The following is a 15,466-nucleotide window of genomic DNA, read 5'->3' on the forward strand; positions in this document are numbered from 1 at the left end:
CGTCGTTATTGTTATTGCGCTTTTTCAGCGGCCAGCTCTTCCAGATCGATGTAACGGTTGCCGATGCGCGGGTGCAGGCGGCCACCGTCGGCGCAACCCAGGACCACGACGATCTCGTCGGCGCGGGGGGCGTCTTCGATCTGCATTTCCAGGGTGATGTAGTGCGAGCGCAGGCCTTCGTCGTCCTTGTGCATCATCGGGATCTGGATCGAAGTGCCCGGACCGCCGCGCTTGTTGGTGAAGCTCAGGTAGCTCTTGGCCTTGACCGCCTCGCGGTAGTGGTTGCCGAAGCGCAGGGTGTGGATCACCGCCGAGGCGTGCTCGATCTCTCCGTCGGCGCCGACCACGGCAGCCTTGCCATAGGCTTCGATCTTGTCGGCACCGCCGATGGCGGCGCACAGACGCTCGACCATTTGCGCACCCAGGTCCGAGCAGTTGGCGCGGATTTCAGGCTTGAGGTCTTCGACAAAACCGCGGCCCAGCCACGGGTTCTTGATCACCACGGCCAGGCCGACCATGGTCACCGGCTTGTCGGTGGCCTTGCCCCCTTCGATGAAGGTTTCTTCGGCGTAGGTGACGATCTTGCGGATTTCGAAACTCATGGGCTGCTCCTGTGCAGGGGGTGGTCTAGGTCTTGTTGTCTGATGGTATACCATAATACTTTGCATGCAAGCGCTTCCTGCAAATTTCTCTGCCGGGGCGACGTGTGGGGGATGACGGGGGGAGGTGCAATCGCGGGGCAAGCCCGCTCCCACAGGGTGGAATGCACCCTGTGGGAGCGGGCTTGCCCCGCGATAGGGTTTATTTGCGCGCTTCGAGGATCAGGTTGAACGGCGTTTCCGTAGCCCGCCGGAAGGTCTTGAAACCGGCTTCTTCAAACACGGCCCGCAACCGTGCCTCGCCGGCCTGCGCACCCAGGCCCAGGCCGACTTCCTGGGACAGCGAGTTGGGCGTGCAGATGAAGGTGGAGGCGGCGTAGAACAGGCGGCCCACCGGCGTGCTGTTGGCATCGAGGTTGTCACCGGCATAGGGCTCGACCAGCAGCACCGTGCCGTCGGCCTTGAGCGCCTTGTAGGCATGCCTGGCGGCGCCCACCGGGTCGCCCATGTCGTGCAGGCAGTCGAAGTAGCAGATCAGGTCGTAGTCATGGTCGGGGAAGTCCTTGGCGCTGGCCTTGACGAACTGTGCGCGCTCGCCCACGCCTGCCTCGGCCGCACGCTGGTTGGCCACGGTGATCGAAGGCGCGTGGTAGTCGTAGCCGATGAACCGCGAGGTGGGGAAGGCCTGGGCCATGATCACCGTGGACGCACCATGGCCACAGCCGACATCGGCGACCTTGGCCCCGGCCTTGAGCTTGTCGACCACCCCGGTCAGCGCCGGCAGCCACTGGCTGACCAGGTTGGCCTTGTAGCCGGGGCGAAAGAAACGCTCGGTGCCGCTGAACATGCACGGGTGGTGATCGCCCCAGGGCAGGCCGCCATCACCGCGCATGGCCGCGACCAGTTTGTCCTTGTCATGGTAGAGGGCGGCGATCACCGAGGCGCCACCGGCGGCGTACACCGGCGAATCCTCGATGGCCAGGGCCATGGCCTGTTCCTCGGGCAGGCGAAAGCGTCCGTCCTGGTGTTCCATGTAGCCCGACGCCGCCTGGGCGCTGAGCCACTCGCGCAGCAGGCGGGCATTGCAGCCGGTCTTTTGCGCCAGTTGTTCGGGGGTGATGAACTGACTGTCAGCCATGGCCCGGTACAAACCCAGTTCATCGCCGAGGATCAGGTTGGCCAGCAGGGCGGCAGCGCCCATGTCATTGACCAGCTTTCCCATGAAGTCCTGTAGCTTGGCTTCGTCCATTGCGTGATCTCCTGCAAGAAGTCCAACGTCAACGGGGCCGCCGCAGCCCGCGACGGCCTCGGCCATTTGTCAAAAGGGGCAACCTATCAGTGTAGTTCAGCGGGCCTGGCCGGACGCGCGCTCGCGCAGGGCCTTGCTGATTTTTGCCTGGACTTCGTAGGCCGGTGCCTCGACGGCGTCGTAGTCGCGGGAATAGCGCCGGGCGAACTCGTCCACGCCCCATTGCTGGTACTGTTGCACATGGTGCAGCTCGTGGGCCCAGAGGGCGACGTCGTCCTGGGCGTCGGCCTCGTCGCGAAAGACGATGATGTCGATCAGGGTCACGGCGTTGACGTCGGGGTTCTGCAGCACGGCACTGGCGCTGTCCAGGGCCTCCTGGTCGCCGACCTTGTAGCGCGCCGCATCCAGCACCTGGAAATCGTAATAGGGCTCCAGCTGGGCACGGATGTGCAGCGGGATGGGCAGCACGGTGCCGGCCGCCGCTTCGTTGCGCGCTTGCTGCAGGGCCATGGCCAGGGAGCTGCTGGCCATGCGGCCCAGATCGTCGAGCACGGTGCGGGCTTCGCCCGGGTCGATCGGCGAGCAGATGCAGCCGCCCAGGCAGATCTCGTACTGGCCAGCGGGGCAGGCGGCGAGGGCGTTGAGCGGAAGTGTCAGGGCAAGACCGAGCAGCAGCGTTTCAACGACTCTCATGCAAGGCCCCGGCGAGAAAATCACGGGAAGCCTTGAGCACCTCCTGCTGGCGCGCTTCGCTGGCGAGCATGCGCGCAATCAGCAGTGCGCCCACGCACTGGCTGAGCAGCGCCCAGGCCAGGTCCGGGTCGCCCAGGGTCTGGGCCCAGGCCTGCTGCAGGTTGCATAGCCAGTGTTCGGCCTCTTCGCGTACCGGCAACGGCGCCTGGGCAATCTCAGCGCCCAGGGCCGGGATGGCGCAGCCACCCTCGCGGTTATGCACGTGGGCCAGGGTCAGGTACTGCTCCAGGCAGCGGCCAAGCCGTTCGCGGTCGATCGGCTGCTGGGCCATGGGGCTGTGGGACAGCTCGCGGCGCACGATCTCGGTGAACAGATCGTCCTTGGACGGAAAATGGTTGTAGAAGGCCCCACCGGTCAGGCCGATGGCCTTCATCAACCCGGCCACACCGGTGGCGTTGAAGCCCCCGCGCTTGGCCAGGGCACCGCTGCTTTCCAGCAGCTTCTGCCGGGTATGTTCCTTGTGATCGGTGGCGTAACGCACGCTGGCTGTCTCCGGTACACCTGCTTGACGAGGCCTGGATCATAGCATAGCGTTCGTTTAGTAAATGATCGTTTACCAATGGAGGCGATGGATGAACACGAACAAGAAAGTGGTGCTGGTGGTGGGGGCCGGGGATGCGACCGGTGGCGCGATTGCCAAGCGCTTTGCCCGTGAGGGCTACGTCGCTTGCGTGACCCGGCGCAGCGCCGACAAGCTGCAGCCGCTGGTGGACGAAATCCGCGCCGCAGGTGGCGAGGCGCACGGCTTCGGCTCCGATGCGCGCAAGGAAGAGGAGGTGGCGGCGTTGGTCGAAGAGATCGAAAACAGCATCGGCCCGATCGAGGCCTTCGTGTTCAACATCGGCGCCAATGTGCCGTGCAGCATTCTCGAAGAAACCCCGCGCAAGTACTTCAAGATCTGGGAAATGGCCTGTTTCGCAGGCTTCCTGACCGCTCAGGCAGTGGCCCGACGCATGATCACCCGTGAGCGCGGGACTATCCTGTTCACCGGTGCCACCGCCGGCTTGCGCGGCGCCGCAGGTTTCGCCGCGTTCGCCGGGGCCAAGCATGGCATTCGCGCCCTGGCCCAGAGCATGGCGCGCGAACTTGGGCCGCGAAACATCCATGTCGGCCATGTGGTGGTCGATGGCGCCATCGACACCGCCTTCATCCGCGACAGCTTCCCCGAGCGCTACGCCTTGAAGTCGCAGGATGGCATCCTGGATCCGGCGCATATCGCCGACAGCTACTGGTTCCTGCACGCGCAGCCGCGCGATGCCTGGACCTTCGAGCTCGACCTGCGGCCGTGGATGGAACGCTGGTAAGCCCCTGACAACAACAAAAAAAGGACTGTGCAATGAGCAAGAGCGTTGAATTTTTCTTCGACCTGGGCAGCCCCGCCAGTTACCTGGCCTGGACCCAGCTACCGGCGCTGTGCGCCCGCCATGATGCGCACCTGGTGTACCGGCCGATGCTGCTGGGCGGGGTGTTCCAGGCCACCGGCAACGCCTCGCCGGTGATGGTGCCGGCCAAGGGCCAGCATCTGTTCGTCGACCTGCAGCGCTATGCCCGGCGCTATGGCGTGACCCTGGCCTTCCCGCCGGGCTTTCCGATCAACACCCTGAACCTGATGCGCGGCACCGTGGCGGTGCAGCTGTTTGCGCCGCAGCGCTTCGAGGCTTATCTGACCGCCGTGTTCCAGGCAATGTGGGTGCAGCAGCGCAACCTGGGGGATCTGGCGGTGCTGGCATCTGTGCTGGATGAAGCGGGCTTCGATGCCGAACAGTTCCACGCCTGGACGGCCGACCCCGCAGTCAAGGCAGCCCTCAAGGCGGCCACCGACGAAGCGGTGCAACGCGGCGTGTTCGGCGCGCCGACCTGCTTTGTCGGCGCGCAGATGTTCTTCGGCCAGGACCGCCTGGACTTCGTTGCCGAGGCCCTTGGTTAGGCAGGACAGTCGGGTGTAGCGGCAATATTTTCGCCAACTGTATGGCCTGGGTAGGGCAGGACTCCGTTACTGTCGATACAGCCTTGAACCCGACGGATTGCCTGCCATGCTCAGCTCACTCGACCTGATTACCGCCTTCGTGCTGTTCGCCTTCGTGTCCTCGATCACCCCGGGGCCCAACAACACCATGTTGCTGGCCTCCGGGGTGAACTTCGGCGTGCGCCGCTCGATTCCCCACGCCGTGGGCATCAGCGTCGGCTTCATGGTCATGGTGCTGGCGGTGGGCTTTGGCCTGGGTGAAGTGTTCAAGGCCTACCCGCCGATCTATAGCGTGCTGCGCTACGTGGGCGCCGCCTACCTGCTGTACCTGGCGTGGAAGATCGCCACCTCGGGGCCGCTGTCGGCGAGCAACCCCGAGCGCCGCAAGCCCCTGGGCTTCTGGGGCGCAGCGGCGTTCCAGTGGGTCAACCCCAAGGCCTGGGTGATGGCGGTGGGGGCGATCACCACCTACACGCCGGCCCAGGGCTACGTCACCAACGTTATCGTCATCGCCGCCGTGTTCGCCCTGGTCAACCTGCCCAGCGTCTGCGTCTGGGTGATGTTCGGCAGCGCCTTGCGCAATGTGCTGCAGAATCCGCGCTGGCTGATGCTGTTCAATGTCCTGATGGCCGCTTTGCTGGTGATATCCCTGTACCCACTGCTCTTTGTAGAATCGGGGTTTTCCTGAAGATGAGTGCAGCGGCACATGCAGTTGATTCCCTGGTCCCATGACACGAGTGCTGGCTTCACCTTGCGCGGCTGGCGCTCACCCGCCAGCGGCAAGCCGCTGCTGCATTTCCTGCACGGCAACGGTTTTTGCAGCCTGACCTACCAACCCTTGCTGGCGCGTCTGGCCGAGCATTTCGACCTGTGGCTGTGTGACGTTCAGGGCCATGGCGACAGCGATCACGGTGGCCCGTTCCAGGGCTGGAATCGCACGGCGGAACTGGCTATCGAAGCCTTTGACAGCGGGCGGGCGGAGTACGCCGATGTGCCGCGTTTCGCGCTCGGTCACAGCTTCGGCGGGGTGCTCACCGCACTGATGCTGGCGCGCCAGCCGCAACTGTTCCAGCGTGCGGTGCTGCTCGACCCGGTACTGTTCAGCCGCTCGATGATGGGCCTGATGGGCGCTGCCGCACTGGTCGGCCTGCACCGTCGCCACGCCCTGGCGCGCAAGGCCGCTACCCGCCGCAGCCACTGGCCGGACCGCACGGCAGCACGTGCTTCGCTGGAAGGGCGGGGGATCTTCAAGGGCTGGAGCGAGCCTTCGCTGCAGTCCTATATCGAACATGCCATTGGCGATTGTGGCGAAGGCGTGGTGCTCAAGTGCCGGCCGAGTCGGGAAGTGGAGATCTTCAGTTCCTTCCCCCGGCGCATGTGGGCCTCGTTGAGCCGGGTGCAGACCCCGAGCCTGGTGCTCTACGGCGAGACCACCTATCCCTTCGTGCCGCAGTCGGTGCAGCGTTGGGCCCAGGTCAATCGCCACGTTACCGCGACCCAGGTGCCGGGTGGCCACTGCTTTATGCAGGAAGACCCCAGCGCCAGCGCCGAGCGCATCTGCGGCTACCTGTTGTAGCCGCTGCCGCCAGGCTGCGATCGGCTGCATGTAGGAGCGGGCTTGCCCCGCGATTGCGCCGTATCAGTCTCATCGCATCGCGGGACAAGCCCGCTTCTACCGATCGCAGCCTGGCGGCGGCTACAGGACGGTCGAGTCGGATCAGTCGATATCGCTGGTGGCGAATTCGGCAGCGAGAAAGTCCAGCAAATGCCGCACCGCCGGCAACAGCCCCCGGCGCGAGGCGAACACCGCGTGCACCACGCCGCATTCCGGCGCCCACTCGGGGATAGCCCGCACCAGCGTGCCGCTGGCCAGTTCGTCGCGCACCACCACCAGCGGCACATGCACCACGCCAACGCCGGCCACCGCGGCCTGACGCAGCACCAGCAGGTCGTCGGTAACCAGTCGCGGCTGGTGACGCAGGCTGGCGCGGGCGGCGTCGGGGCCGACCAGTTCCCAGTGATAGTCGCGTTGTGGCTTGCCCCAATGCAGGCTCGGCAGGGCGCCGAGGTCGGCCAGCACCGGCCGCGTCGGCAGACGTTCGAGCAGCTCGGGTGCGGCCACCAGGCACTGGGTGCTGTGGGCCAGGGTCTTCATCACCAGGTCGCTGCTTTCCAGCGGCGGCACGCGCACGCGCAGGGCGATGTCGATGCCTTCCTGGATCAGGTCGACCTGGCGGTTGGTGCTTTCGATGTGCAACTGCACCAGCGGGCACTGGACCATGAAGCGGCTCAGCATCGGCCCGACCCAGAAGTCCAGCAGGGCAGTGGGGCAGCTCAGGCGCACGATGCCCTGGGGCTCGGCACGGTTGCGCTCGATCAGTTCGGCCGCGCCTTCGGCCTCCACCAGCATGGCCACGCAGTGGCGGTAGTAGGCCTGGCCGATTTCGGTGACCGAAAAGTGCCGGGTCGAGCGCTGGATCAGGCGTACGCCCAGGCGTTCTTCCAGCCCGGCGATGCGCCGGCTGAGTTTGGATTTGGGCATGTCCAGGGCACGGCCGGCCGGGGCGAAGCCGCCGTGATCGACCACCTGGGCGAAGTAATACAGGTCGTTGAGGTCTTCCACCAGTGTTCTCCATATGGAACGCTGAGGGCAGTTTAACCGATCTACCGCCGATGTCGTTGCGCTCGTATGGTTGTATCCATACACGAGAGGAGGCATCTCATGAAAAAGATCCAAGGCGTCTACAGCAGCCCCAACCCGCACTGGGTCGGTGATGGCTTTCCGGTTCGCAGCCTGTTCACCTACGACAACCTGGCCCAGCACATCAGCCCGTTCCTGCTGCTGGACTATGCCGGGCCGCATGACTTCAGCCCGACCAAAGCCCGCCGTGGTGTCGGCCAGCATCCCCATCGCGGTTTCGAGACGGTGACCATCGTCTACCAGGGCGAGCTGGAACACCGCGACTCCACCGGCGCCGGTGGCCTGATCGGTCCGGGCGACGTGCAGTGGATGACCGCCGCCGGCGGCATTCTCCATGAAGAGTTCCATTCCCCGGCCTTCGCCGAGAAGGGCGGCACCCTGGAGATGGTCCAGCTGTGGGTCAACCTGCCGGCCAAGGACAAGTCGGCCCCAGCCGGTTACCAGACGCTGCTGAGTACCGACATTCCGGTGGTGCCCCTGAGCAACGGCAGCCTGCGCGTGATCGCCGGTGAGTACCGCGGCCACAAGGGCCCGGCGCGGACCTTCTCGCCCATGGATGTCTGGGACCTGCAACTCAAGCCCGGCGCCCAGGTGCGCCTGCCCAGTGCAGCCGGACGCAGCACGGCGCTGGTGATGCTGCGCGGCAAGCTGCAGGTCAATGGCGAGCGTGAGGTTGGCCCGGCGCAGCTGGTGCTGTTCGAGCGGGCCGGTGACGAGCTGTTGCTCGAAGCACAGACCGAGGTGTCGGTGCTGCTGCTCAGCGGCGAGCCGCTGGACGAGCCGATTGTCGGCTACGGCCCGTTCGTGATGAACAGCGAAGCAGAGATTGCCGAGGCCTTCGAGGACTTTCGCAGCGGACGCTTCGGCCAGATGAACGGGCCGGCTACCTCCCGTTAACACTACTAGGCTCTTAAACCCGAAGGCCGGCCGGCACGGTCGGTCTTCGCCCTGGGCTGCCGGTACAACGGGCAGCTCGTCCCAAGGAGAACGTGCCATGAGTACATTTGCCAACGTTGCCAACTTCAATGGTCAGGTCCCGCGTATCGACCCCGATGATGCGGCGATGCTGCTGATCGACCATCAAAGCGGCCTGTTCCAGACGGTCAAGGACATGCCCATGACCGAGCTGCGGGCCAATGCCGTCACCCTGGCGAAGATTGCCACCCTGGCGAAAATGCCGGTGATCACCACCGCCTCCGTACCCCAGGGCCCCAACGGCCCGCTGATTCCGGAAATCCACGAAGCGGCGCCGCACGCTCAATACATCCCGCGCAAAGGTGAAATCAATGCCTGGGATAATCCGGAATTCGTCGCCGCGGTCGAGAAGACCGGGCGCAAGACCCTGATCATCGCCGGCACCATCACCAGCGTGTGCATGGCGTTCCCGAGCATCAGCGCAGTAAATGCAGGCTATAAAGTATTTGCGGTCATCGATGCCAGCGGCACCTACTCGAAGATGGCCCAGGAAGTCACCCTGGCCCGCGTGATGCAGGCCGGTGTGGTACCGATGGACACCGCCGCCGTGTGTGGCGAAGTACAGCGCACCTGGAACCGTGAAGACGCGCAGCAATGGGCCGAAGCCTACAGTGCGGTGTTCCCGAGCTACCAGTTGCTGATCGAAAGCTACCTCAAGGCCCAACAAGTAACCCGCGACAACGAAACCCTGGATTCACAACGCTGATCCCTCATGTCCGGTGCCTGCGGGCGCCGGCTTACCACAGCAAGGAGTTGTACCATGAGCAAACCCTACGTACGCCTGGACAAGAACAACGCCGCCGTCCTGCTGGTCGATCACCAGACCGGCCTGCTGTCGCTGGTACGTGACATCGAACCGGACAAGTTCAAGAACAACGTGCTGGCCGTCGGTGACCTGGCCAAGTACTTCAAGCTGCCGACCATCCTCACCACCAGCTTCGAGACCGGCCCCAACGGCCCGCTGGTGCCCGAGCTCAAGGCGCAGTTTCCGGATGCGCCGTACATTGCCCGCCCGGGCCAGATCAATGCCTGGGACAACGAGGACTTCGTCAAGGCAGTCAAGGCCACCGGCAAGAAGCAACTGATCATCGCCGGTGTGGTGACCGAAGTGTGCGTGGCCTTCCCGGCGCTGTCGGCCCTGGAGGAAGGCTTCGACGTGTTCGTGGTCACCGATGCCTCGGGTACCTTCAATGAGCTGACCCGCCATTCGGCCTGGGACCGCATGTCGCAAGCCGGCGCCCAGCTGATGACCTGGTTCGGCCTGGCCTGCGAGCTGCACCGTGACTGGCGCAACGACATCGAGGGGCTGGGAACCCTGTTCTCCAACCACATCCCTGACTACCGCAACCTGATCACCAGCTACAACACCCTCACCCAAGGCAAGTAAGCCGTTCGCTACTCGTCAGCCGGGCGCTCATGCAGCCCGGCTGATGTCGTTTGTATGCCCGATTCTCTGTAATCTTGCAGTGATTACGCAGACTGCGGGGCAGTCAATGAGCACATCGCTCCCTCTCAAACGCTACTGGCGCAGCGTGCGGCACGGGCCGACGATCACGGTCTGGCTGAGCTACCGTGCGCCTTATCATTGGCCCTCGATGCTCGGCTTTCTCGCGGCACGTTCGATTGCCGGTATCGAAGCGCTGGAGGTGGGGGTGTACCGGCGCACTGTGGTGATGGCCGGGCGCCAGGGCGTCATCCACTGCCGTCCTGTCGGTGGGCAACGCCTTGCGCTGACGGTCAGTGGCTTGCCGGCCTCGCTATTGCCGGGCCTGATTGCCCGGGTACGCCGGGTTTTCGATCTGGATGCCGACCCGCACGTTATCGCCCAGCAGTTGGGGCGTGACCCACTGATGGCGCGCCTGATCGCTGCACGCCCGGGCCTGCGCGTGCCCGGCGGCTGGGAACCCTTCGAGCAGGTCATGCGTACAGTGCTGGGCCAGCAGATCAGCGTGGCCGCAGCCATGACCCTGGCCGGGCGCCTGGTGGCCCGTCATGGGCAACCGCTGGCCAGGGCGCTGATCGCCGATCGGCAGTTGACCCATGTGTTTCCGTTGCCGCAGGCGATCGCCGATGTCGATCTGAGCGACCTGGGCCTGCCACGCTCACGGGCGGCGACCCTGTCGGGCATGGCCCGGGCGCTGCTGGAGGATCCACGTTTGCTACGGGCCGATGCCGATCTGCACACCTGGATCACGCGCCTGTGCCGGTTGCGCGGTATCGGGCCCTGGAGCGCCCAGTACCTGGCCCTGCGCCAGCTGGGGGCGGCCGATGCCTTCCCGCTCGGCGATGTGGCGCTGGCCAAGGCCCTGCGCCTGCTGGAGAGCGCCGAGGCGCAACTGGCCGAGCGGGCTCTGGCCTGGCGTCCGTGGCGGGCCTACGCGGCGCAACACCTGTGGGCCTGGCTGGCGGCGCCTCAGCGCGACTGACGCCAGGTCACTTCGGTAATGCCGTAGCGCTCGGCCAGGGGCTTGCTGACCTTCTTCACCTTTTCCCGGCCATAGCGGCCGATCCTGCCCACTCCGGCATCGCAGCTTGCCCAGTGCCAGGCTTCGGCGTTGTCCATCTTCTCGGCGCGAATGATGAAGGACTTGGCAACACCGTGAAGGTGGTAGTCGATCACGAACAGTTTGGCGTCAATCATGGGCCTTCGGGGATCCTTTCACAGCAGTCGTCAGGAAATGCCATCCACTGCAATGAATGAGTGCGCCAGCGGGGAAAAAATTCAATCGGATTTCAGTCCTCGCCGCTGACCGTGAAGTGTCTGGCATCGTTGGCGAACACCACCTGTTCCAGGCGATGGGCGATCCCGCAAGCCAGCGAGTCGTAGGCAGGGATGACCTTCTCCTCGGCGGACAGGCAGTGGAAGATATCGAGCTTGCGTTCGGCCTGTTGGGTTTCCAGTTCGAAGATGCGCACGTAGCGTTCCAGGTCGTTGTTCAGGCTCGACAGGTATTCACGCAGGCGCGAGTGGTCCACCGCGCTCTGGCTGAAGTGCCAGGTCATGGGGTGGATCAGGAAGCGTGAATGCGGGGCGGCGATGCGCACCCCGGCGGCCAGGTACATGATGATGCCCATGGACTCGATGTTACCGGCATTGATTGCGCTGACGGGCACCGGCAATGACTTGAGAAAGCTGTAGATGGAGAAACCGAAATTGGTACTGCCGCCAGTGGTCGACAGGTACAGCAACAGCTCGCTGGCCCCTTCGTCGATCGCCTGCAGGCAGCGGTCACGAAAGCGCTCGGTGGTGCGCTGGTCGATCTGGCAATGGAAGTGAATCACCTGCTGGGTCATGGGCAGGCCTCATGACCGACGCACCGAGGGCGCGCCGGTCGCGGGTGGATCAACTACGGCCGCCACCACTTGGCTTGCGGTCCTGTTTGCCCATGTCAGGCTTGCGGGGCTGGCCACCGGCGCCGCCACCGGAAGCCTGACCGCCTTTCTTGCCAGCGTCGGAGGCTTTTTGCCGGTCTTCGGCAAAGTTGCCGCGGTTACCCTGATTGCCCGGTTGGGTGTCTTTGTTCGCCATGATGTGCTTCCTCTGGTTGCAATGGAAGTGCGAGGCAGTTGCCTCACACAGGTTGGGCGGCACGGGTGTTGGCAAAGTTTGAAATTTATTGGCTGCTGCTGGACGAACGGTCGTACGGCTCCGCCCGTCGGGGCCGGGCGCTTGCGCGGTGAACTTCCCGTCGCGGCGGGTCTTCCCAATCAAAAGGGCCTGCTGCGATTGCCGGTGTGCATGAGGTGAACGGTGCAGCATCGGCAATATCAATTGGCATTCACCGGCTGTCAGGTGATTACTGAGCAGTCGCTCTCTGCGACAGAGGATCGCCCCATGTCACTGATTGGCGTCTCAACCCTTGAACTGCGACAACTGATCGAGCGGGCGTTCTTGCCCGAAAACTGCGAAGTGAGCTGCCCGGATGGTGTGTGGTTGACAATCCGCTTGGGGCAGGGGGACGACCTGATCGTTTCCGAGGTTCGTCTGGACAGCCTGACCACCTGTCACGAGGTGCACGCCCTGGTCGAGCAGATATATGAAGAGCGTCGCTTGAACCGAACCCCCGGCGATCCCCGGCACAGCACCATCGTCTGAACCCAGACGCCGATCCCCGTACGGCAGCGGCTACTGCAGTTCCAGTTGCAGCTGCAGGCCACCATCGTCACAACGGCGGTGGTAGTGGACGATGCCCCGGTAGATCCGGCCTTCCCAGGTAAAGGCCAGGCTGTGGCTGCGTTCGAGCTTGTCCGGCACCGGCGCGCGGACCTGCATCTGCATCCCGGGCAGGCCGTTGAGGTTCAGCGGCGCCAGTTGCACTTCGCATTGCGCGCTGTGTGCCACGGGACCGAACAGGGTGTCCTGGACAAAGTCGATCTGCAGGCAGGTCGGGTAGGCTGCATTGACCTTACTCATGGCTGGCGGTACTCGCTTGCAGTGGCCTGGTCGCTTGCAGGTGGTGCTGCAGGGTCGGCAAGGCACAGGTGGCAAAATTGCCCAGATCCTCCAACGGCGGGTTACTTTGAGTGTGAGCCTCGTTCTGCAAGCGGGCAACGCCTTTGACCCTTCTCTTGGCTGACTGGCCGTCGGCAGGATGGGCGGGTCAGCAGCAAGGCGTCTCATGCAAGTGCAGCCAGCGCAGGCCGCCATCTGCCAGTGATTCGAACACCGCCGTGGAACGGCGCACGCTGTGTTGGCCCAGGGCATCGTGCTGGCGCTCCCGATAGCTGACCAGGCTCAGGTGCTGGCTGAGGCTGATCAGCTGTGGTTCGTCGATCTGGATGACCAGGTGCGGCCGCGTGCCATGGGCCCTGAGGAACAATTGCTGCAACCCGGCATGGTCCAGCCGCTGCCCGTTAAGCCCGATCATCGAAAAGTGTGGGCTGAAATGCGCCAGCAGGTCGCTCAACTGCTCGGTTGTGGCCTCGCCGGCCAACCAGTGCTGGATCAGCGCATGCACGTCGAGGATTTCGTCAAAACAGCGGTTTTCAGTGGGCATGATCATGACTCGGTAGAGGAAGTGAGAGGCTTGAGGGCCGACGCCCCGGGCAATGTGAGCACGGCGGGCAGCGCCAGCAAGGACAGCGCCGCCGCCACCAGTAACACTTGTGCATAGGCTTCAGGTGCGGGCAGCAGGTGGTTCAGCAGTGCACTCAGGACGGCTGCGCCGAGGCAGAAACTGAGCTGGCGGTTGAGGCTCCACAAGGCGCTGGCGGCGGCCATGCGTTCGGGGGCGATGGCAACGAACGCCAGGCTTTGCGTGCTGCTGCTGCACAGGCTGCTGCCCAGGCCCAGCAGGGCGAAGACCAGCACCAGGCCGTAGGGGGACAGGGCCAGCCCGGGCTCGCTGAGGCCAACCAGGGCGAGGCTCTGCAGCAGGATGCCAGCACCGAGCAGGCGGCGTGGCCCTGACCGGTTGAAACACCAGCGCACCACGGCAATGGCCAGCAGGGCACCCAGTGACCAGGGCAGCATCAGCGCGCCTGTGGCCGTGGCACTCAGGTGCAATCGATCTTGCAGGTAGAGCGTCGCCACCAGGTTGGCGCCGATGAACACCCCGGGCACGCACAGGTACACCAGCATGGCGGTGCGCAGCAGCGGCTGGCGCAGCAGGCCGAGGTCGAGCAGGTGCGCGCTCTGGCTGGCCGGCTCCCTGGCCGGCAGCCAGGCCAGGGCCAGCAGTCCGGTGAGCAGCACCAACGGCAACAGCGCCAGGAAGATCCAGCGCCAACTGGCATGATCCACCAGCAGTCCACCCAGTGCGGGCGACAGGGCCGGGACCAGCAGGGCAATCATCATCACCTGGGCGGTCAGCGCAGGTCGCTGCTGGGGCGGACAGGCACGGTAGGCCATGGCCTGGCCCACCGGAATCAACAGGCCGCCACCCAGGCCCTGGAGCAGCCGCCAGAGCAACAGGCTGTCAATCGAGGACGCCATTGCCGCCAGCAAGGTGCCCAGGCCGAACAGGGCCAGCGATACCAACAGCGTCTGGCGCTCGCCGATGCGCCTCGCCAGCCAGGTGCCGAACGGAATCACCAGGCTCAGGCCAATCAGGTACAGGTTGCCGACCCCGCTCAGTTGCATCACCGATGCATTCAGCTCCTGGCCCAGCAACGGATAGGCACTGTTGAGGGCAAACATGTTGAGCAGGTCCAGGGCAAAACCGAGCAGGTAGATCAGGCTGATTTTCGTGCGATAGGGCATGGTGTTGCGGTCGGCTAGGGGCGAGGGCGCAGTCTAGAGCGCTTGATGCACTTGAATAAGGCCGCAGGATTGGCCAGATTGTGCAAATTATTTTGACAATCCAGGGCGGCATCCATGGTCAGTCTCGACCGGTTCGAATTGTTTTGCGCAGTGGTCCAGGCCGGCTCCTTCACCGGCGCCGCCGAACGCCTGCGCCAGACCCGCGCCGCCGTCAGTTTCAATATCAAGCAACTGGAGGCCGAGCTCGGGGTGACCTTGCTCCGCCGCACCACCCGGCGCATTGCCCTGACCGAAGCGGGTGAACGCTTTCATGGTCACTGCCTGCAGGTGCTGGAGCACGCGCGTATCGCCATCGACGAGGCGCGGGGCGAGCATGCAGGGTTGCAGGGCTGCCTGAGTATCACCTCCACGGTGGAGTACGGCGTGATGGTACTGGCGCCGGCGCTGCAGGGCTTTTGCCGCGCGCATCCCGACCTGCGCGTGCGCCTGCAGACCCATACGGCCCAGGCCGATCTGCTGCGCGATGGCTTCGACGTGGCCATCCGCCTTGGCCAGCCGCATGATTCCAGTTATCGCGGGGTGTGCCTGGACAGCTACGAGGTGCGCCTGGTGCTGGCGCCGTCGTTGCTGGCTGGGGACGTCGACTTGCTCGACAACCCGGCGCGTCTTGCGCAGTTGCCGCAGGTGTTGCACAGCCGCTTCGAGCAGCAGCCCGATTGGTTGCTGCACGATGCCCAGGGTAATGAGGTGCAGTATCAGGGGCGCGGCGAGCGGCCACTGGTTGCCGACAACGCCTCGATCCTCCAAGCGTTCGCCCTGCAGGGCATGGGGGTGGCGCTGCTGCCGCACTGGCTGGTGGCCGAAGACCTGGCCTGTGGCCGACTGCTCGATGCCTTGCCGTCCTACCGGTTCGCCAGGCAGAGCGTGTATGCACTGTACCCGGATACCCGGCATGTACCGCGCAAGGTGCGGGCCTGGATCGACTACCTCAAGGCCTATCTTCAGACGTAGGAGCGGGCTT

At 64.7% G+C, this 15,466-nt stretch carries 21 protein-coding genes; 10 read left to right on the plus strand and 11 right to left on the minus strand.

The features are described 5' to 3' along the window. Window positions 1–11: 11 nt before the first annotated feature. The 4 genes from M2D63_RS01840 to M2D63_RS01855 all read right to left on the minus strand — a co-directional run bounded on the left by M2D63_RS01840 (window position 12) and on the right by M2D63_RS01855 (window position 3,082). Complete coding sequence (locus M2D63_RS01840; protein WP_285861039.1) at window positions 12–602, minus strand: amino acid synthesis family protein; 591 nt, start codon at window positions 600–602, stop codon at window positions 12–14. 199 nt (window positions 603–801) lie between these two features. Beyond that, the gene (locus M2D63_RS01845) at window positions 802–1,848 is read right to left on the minus strand and encodes a class I SAM-dependent methyltransferase (RefSeq protein WP_285861041.1); all 1,047 of its coding nucleotides are present in this window, start codon (window positions 1,846–1,848) and stop codon (window positions 802–804) included. Between the two features lie 96 nt (window positions 1,849–1,944). After that, window positions 1,945–2,541 carry a DUF4157 domain-containing protein gene (locus tag M2D63_RS01850; protein ID WP_285861042.1) on the minus strand — a complete coding sequence of 199 codons (597 nt, stop codon included), beginning with the start codon at window positions 2,539–2,541 and terminating at the stop codon, window positions 1,945–1,947. Next, window positions 2,528–3,082: a TetR/AcrR family transcriptional regulator gene (locus tag M2D63_RS01855; RefSeq protein ID WP_285861043.1), complete on the minus strand. Its 555-nt coding sequence runs from the start codon at window positions 3,080–3,082 to the stop codon at window positions 2,528–2,530. The genes M2D63_RS01850 and M2D63_RS01855 overlap by 14 nt, the downstream gene beginning before the upstream one ends. Before the next feature lie 91 nt (window positions 3,083–3,173). On the opposite strand from M2D63_RS01855, the gene M2D63_RS01860 reads away from it, so the two are divergent. The 4 genes from M2D63_RS01860 (at window position 3,174) to M2D63_RS01875 (ending at window position 6,143) form a co-directional block, all read left to right on the plus strand. After that, window positions 3,174–3,905 carry an SDR family oxidoreductase gene (locus M2D63_RS01860; protein WP_285861044.1) on the plus strand — a complete coding sequence of 244 codons (732 nt, stop codon included), beginning with the start codon at window positions 3,174–3,176 and terminating at the stop codon, window positions 3,903–3,905. A gap of 32 nt (window positions 3,906–3,937) precedes the next feature. Beyond that, window positions 3,938–4,528 (plus strand): 2-hydroxychromene-2-carboxylate isomerase, encoded by a 591-nt coding sequence (locus tag M2D63_RS01865; RefSeq protein ID WP_285861045.1) that lies wholly within the window; start codon window positions 3,938–3,940, stop codon window positions 4,526–4,528. Window positions 4,529–4,634: 106 nt separating this feature from the next. Then, a complete protein-coding gene (locus M2D63_RS01870) occupies window positions 4,635–5,255 on the plus strand; it encodes a LysE family translocator (protein ID WP_285861046.1) in 621 nt (206 codons plus the stop codon). 18 nt (window positions 5,256–5,273) lie between these two features. Beyond that, window positions 5,274–6,143, plus strand: coding sequence for an alpha/beta fold hydrolase (locus M2D63_RS01875; protein WP_285861047.1), 870 nt, complete (start codon window positions 5,274–5,276; stop codon window positions 6,141–6,143). A gap of 141 nt (window positions 6,144–6,284) precedes the next feature. Here the strand turns inward: M2D63_RS01875 and M2D63_RS01880 are convergent, their stop codons facing one another. Continuing rightward, the gene (locus tag M2D63_RS01880; RefSeq protein WP_285861133.1) at window positions 6,285–7,193 is read right to left on the minus strand and encodes a LysR family transcriptional regulator; all 909 of its coding nucleotides are present in this window, start codon (window positions 7,191–7,193) and stop codon (window positions 6,285–6,287) included. A 96-nt stretch (window positions 7,194–7,289) separates the two neighbouring features. Between M2D63_RS01880 and M2D63_RS01885 the strand changes: the two genes are divergently transcribed. The 4 genes from M2D63_RS01885 (at window position 7,290) to M2D63_RS01900 (ending at window position 10,669) form a co-directional block, all read left to right on the plus strand. Beyond that, window positions 7,290–8,165: a pirin family protein gene (locus tag M2D63_RS01885; protein ID WP_285861048.1), complete on the plus strand. Its 876-nt coding sequence runs from the start codon at window positions 7,290–7,292 to the stop codon at window positions 8,163–8,165. 97 nt (window positions 8,166–8,262) lie between these two features. Beyond that, on the plus strand, window positions 8,263–8,949 hold the full coding sequence (locus M2D63_RS01890) for a hydrolase (protein WP_285861049.1): 687 nt from the start codon (window positions 8,263–8,265) through the stop codon (window positions 8,947–8,949). A 54-nt stretch (window positions 8,950–9,003) separates the two neighbouring features. After that, window positions 9,004–9,630 carry an isochorismate family cysteine hydrolase YcaC gene (gene ycaC / locus M2D63_RS01895; protein WP_285861050.1) on the plus strand — a complete coding sequence of 209 codons (627 nt, stop codon included), beginning with the start codon at window positions 9,004–9,006 and terminating at the stop codon, window positions 9,628–9,630. Window positions 9,631–9,736: 106 nt separating this feature from the next. After that, the gene (locus tag M2D63_RS01900; RefSeq protein WP_285861051.1) at window positions 9,737–10,669 is read left to right on the plus strand and encodes a DNA-3-methyladenine glycosylase; all 933 of its coding nucleotides are present in this window, start codon (window positions 9,737–9,739) and stop codon (window positions 10,667–10,669) included. Here M2D63_RS01900 and M2D63_RS01905 read toward each other — a convergent pair. The 3 genes from M2D63_RS01905 to M2D63_RS01915 all read right to left on the minus strand — a co-directional run bounded on the left by M2D63_RS01905 (window position 10,657) and on the right by M2D63_RS01915 (window position 11,772). Then, entirely contained in the window at window positions 10,657–10,884 is a 228-nt protein-coding gene (locus M2D63_RS01905) for a DUF6555 family protein (protein ID WP_285861052.1), read from the minus strand. The genes M2D63_RS01900 and M2D63_RS01905 overlap by 13 nt on opposite strands. Before the next feature lie 92 nt (window positions 10,885–10,976). Beyond that, the gene (locus M2D63_RS01910; protein WP_285861054.1) at window positions 10,977–11,537 is read right to left on the minus strand and encodes an ATP-dependent Clp protease proteolytic subunit; all 561 of its coding nucleotides are present in this window, start codon (window positions 11,535–11,537) and stop codon (window positions 10,977–10,979) included. 49 nt (window positions 11,538–11,586) lie between these two features. Next, window positions 11,587–11,772: a KGG domain-containing protein gene (locus tag M2D63_RS01915; RefSeq protein ID WP_285861056.1), complete on the minus strand. Its 186-nt coding sequence runs from the start codon at window positions 11,770–11,772 to the stop codon at window positions 11,587–11,589. Between the two features lie 306 nt (window positions 11,773–12,078). Between M2D63_RS01915 and M2D63_RS01920 the strand changes: the two genes are divergently transcribed. After that, window positions 12,079–12,339 (plus strand): DUF1652 domain-containing protein, encoded by a 261-nt coding sequence (locus M2D63_RS01920; RefSeq protein ID WP_285861058.1) that lies wholly within the window; start codon window positions 12,079–12,081, stop codon window positions 12,337–12,339. Between the two features lie 30 nt (window positions 12,340–12,369). Here the strand turns inward: M2D63_RS01920 and M2D63_RS01925 are convergent, their stop codons facing one another. The 3 genes from M2D63_RS01925 to M2D63_RS01935 form a co-directional block, all read right to left on the minus strand. Next, window positions 12,370–12,657, minus strand: coding sequence for a hypothetical protein (locus M2D63_RS01925; protein WP_285861060.1), 288 nt, complete (start codon window positions 12,655–12,657; stop codon window positions 12,370–12,372). A gap of 187 nt (window positions 12,658–12,844) precedes the next feature. Beyond that, window positions 12,845–13,240: a DUF4440 domain-containing protein gene (locus M2D63_RS01930; protein ID WP_285861062.1), complete on the minus strand. Its 396-nt coding sequence runs from the start codon at window positions 13,238–13,240 to the stop codon at window positions 12,845–12,847. Window positions 13,241–13,242: 2 nt separating this feature from the next. After that, window positions 13,243–14,445 carry an MFS transporter gene (locus M2D63_RS01935; protein WP_285861063.1) on the minus strand — a complete coding sequence of 401 codons (1,203 nt, stop codon included), beginning with the start codon at window positions 14,443–14,445 and terminating at the stop codon, window positions 13,243–13,245. A 114-nt stretch (window positions 14,446–14,559) separates the two neighbouring features. Here M2D63_RS01935 and M2D63_RS01940 point away from each other — a divergent pair, with 114 nt between their 5' ends. After that, window positions 14,560–15,456, plus strand: a complete 897-nt coding sequence (locus M2D63_RS01940) for a LysR family transcriptional regulator (protein ID WP_285861064.1) — start codon at window positions 14,560–14,562, stop codon at window positions 15,454–15,456. Window positions 15,457–15,466 lie beyond the last annotated feature (10 nt).

Origin of the sequence: Pseudomonas sp. BJa5 (genome assembly GCF_030272875.2) — a bacterium.
Classification (GTDB): domain Bacteria; phylum Pseudomonadota; class Gammaproteobacteria; order Pseudomonadales; family Pseudomonadaceae; genus Aquipseudomonas.

What these genes read in the sequence shown, in the direction of transcription:
- M2D63_RS01850 (WP_285861042.1), bottom strand. Translation starts at nt 2,541, where the DNA reads ATGAGAGTCGTTGAAACGCTGCTGCTCGGTCTTGCCCTGACACTTCCG.
- M2D63_RS01875 (WP_285861047.1), top strand. Translation starts at nt 5,274, where the DNA reads ATGCAGTTGATTCCCTGGTCCCATGACACGAGTGCTGGCTTCACCTTG.
- M2D63_RS01930 (WP_285861062.1), bottom strand. Translation starts at nt 13,240, where the DNA reads ATGCCCACTGAAAACCGCTGTTTTGACGAAATCCTCGACGTGCATGCG.
- M2D63_RS01910 (WP_285861054.1), bottom strand. Translation starts at nt 11,537, where the DNA reads ATGACCCAGCAGGTGATTCACTTCCATTGCCAGATCGACCAGCGCACC.
- M2D63_RS01915 (WP_285861056.1), bottom strand. Translation starts at nt 11,772, where the DNA reads ATGGCGAACAAAGACACCCAACCGGGCAATCAGGGTAACCGCGGCAAC.
- M2D63_RS01885 (WP_285861048.1), top strand. Translation starts at nt 7,290, where the DNA reads ATGAAAAAGATCCAAGGCGTCTACAGCAGCCCCAACCCGCACTGGGTC.
- M2D63_RS01940 (WP_285861064.1), top strand. Translation starts at nt 14,560, where the DNA reads ATGGTCAGTCTCGACCGGTTCGAATTGTTTTGCGCAGTGGTCCAGGCC.
- M2D63_RS01920 (WP_285861058.1), top strand. Translation starts at nt 12,079, where the DNA reads ATGTCACTGATTGGCGTCTCAACCCTTGAACTGCGACAACTGATCGAG.
- M2D63_RS01840 (WP_285861039.1), bottom strand. Translation starts at nt 602, where the DNA reads ATGAGTTTCGAAATCCGCAAGATCGTCACCTACGCCGAAGAAACCTTC.
- M2D63_RS01925 (WP_285861060.1), bottom strand. Translation starts at nt 12,657, where the DNA reads ATGAGTAAGGTCAATGCAGCCTACCCGACCTGCCTGCAGATCGACTTT.
- M2D63_RS01900 (WP_285861051.1), top strand. Translation starts at nt 9,737, where the DNA reads ATGAGCACATCGCTCCCTCTCAAACGCTACTGGCGCAGCGTGCGGCAC.
- ycaC (WP_285861050.1), top strand. Translation starts at nt 9,004, where the DNA reads ATGAGCAAACCCTACGTACGCCTGGACAAGAACAACGCCGCCGTCCTG.
- M2D63_RS01935 (WP_285861063.1), bottom strand. Translation starts at nt 14,445, where the DNA reads ATGCCCTATCGCACGAAAATCAGCCTGATCTACCTGCTCGGTTTTGCC.
- M2D63_RS01905 (WP_285861052.1), bottom strand. Translation starts at nt 10,884, where the DNA reads ATGATTGACGCCAAACTGTTCGTGATCGACTACCACCTTCACGGTGTT.
- M2D63_RS01870 (WP_285861046.1), top strand. Translation starts at nt 4,635, where the DNA reads ATGCTCAGCTCACTCGACCTGATTACCGCCTTCGTGCTGTTCGCCTTC.
- M2D63_RS01890 (WP_285861049.1), top strand. Translation starts at nt 8,263, where the DNA reads ATGAGTACATTTGCCAACGTTGCCAACTTCAATGGTCAGGTCCCGCGT.
- M2D63_RS01845 (WP_285861041.1), bottom strand. Translation starts at nt 1,848, where the DNA reads ATGGACGAAGCCAAGCTACAGGACTTCATGGGAAAGCTGGTCAATGAC.
- M2D63_RS01860 (WP_285861044.1), top strand. Translation starts at nt 3,174, where the DNA reads ATGAACACGAACAAGAAAGTGGTGCTGGTGGTGGGGGCCGGGGATGCG.
- M2D63_RS01865 (WP_285861045.1), top strand. Translation starts at nt 3,938, where the DNA reads ATGAGCAAGAGCGTTGAATTTTTCTTCGACCTGGGCAGCCCCGCCAGT.